The sequence below is a fragment of the Microbacterium sp. 22195 genome, from assembly GCF_052056515.1.
In the GTDB taxonomy this organism is placed as follows: Bacteria; Actinomycetota; Actinomycetes; order Actinomycetales; family Microbacteriaceae; genus Microbacterium.
Window position 1 is genome coordinate 1 of the sequence record NZ_JBQEPE010000015.1, and the last position, 373, is coordinate 373.

1 protein-coding gene is annotated in these 373 nt (G+C 69.7%); it reads right to left on the bottom strand.

Annotated features, from left to right (window positions below):
• Positions 1-373: hypothetical protein (locus ACTJJ4_RS18585; protein WP_440944705.1), on the bottom strand; the 373-nt coding region annotated here is incomplete at both ends.

A 373-nucleotide genomic window follows, 5' to 3' on the forward strand; every position in this document is an offset into this window, starting at 1 on the left:
TTGACACGATCGGTGGTCTGGTGCCGGGTCTGGGTGAGCTGCCGGGTCTTCCCGGCGGTGACCCCACCGTCCCGGGCCTTCCCGGCCTGCCGGGTCTGCCTGACCTGGGTGGGGTCGTCGGTGGTGTCGTTGACACCGTCGGTGGCCTGGTCCCGGGTCTGGGTGAGCTGCCGGGTCTTCCTGGCGGTGACCCCACGGTTCCGGGTCTTCCGGGTCTTCCTGACCTGGGTGGGCTGGTCGGTGGTGTCGTTGACACCGTCGGTGGTCTGGTTCCTGGTCTGGGTGAGCTGCCGGGCCTGCCCGGTGGGGACCCCACGGTTCCGGGTCTGCCGGGTCTTCCTGACCTCGGTGGTGTCGTTGACACCATCGGTGG